Raw genomic sequence first — 336 nt, 5'->3', positions numbered from 1 at the left:
ACAAGGGGTTCGGTCGCAATCGATCCACCTAGGAGAACGTCCATGAACATCGGTGAAATCCGCAAGAACGCCAACGGCCAGCTGATCGGCTCTGTCGAAACGCTCACCATCACCCGCACCATCGGCCTGCGGCCGGTGACCTCCAGCAACCCCCGCGCACCCCGCTACGAGATCGTCGCGCTCAACGACCAGCGCCGCTGGGTGATCGTCGGCGCGCTCTTCGAGCTTTCCTCGAACGCGACCGGCGAGAGCTTCTACCAGGGCAAGATCGACGACCCGTCGATGGCGCAGCCGCTCTACATCGCCGCTTTCCCGCGCGAGGACGGCACCATGGCG

Annotated in this window: 1 protein-coding gene; it reads left to right on the top strand. The window is 64.9% G+C overall.

Going from position 1 to position 336, the window contains the following annotated elements; genetic code table 11:
* Positions 1-42: 42 nt before the first annotated feature.
* Positions 43-336 (top strand): DUF736 domain-containing protein (locus tag AX703_RS13645; protein WP_156452060.1); only part of this gene is annotated, 294 nt, incomplete at its 3' end.

This window comes from Novosphingobium sp. CCH12-A3 (assembly GCF_001556015.1).
In the GTDB taxonomy this organism is placed as follows: domain Bacteria; phylum Pseudomonadota; class Alphaproteobacteria; order Sphingomonadales; family Sphingomonadaceae; genus Novosphingobium; species Novosphingobium subterraneum.
This window is presented reverse-complemented; position numbering and strand designations above follow the sequence as displayed.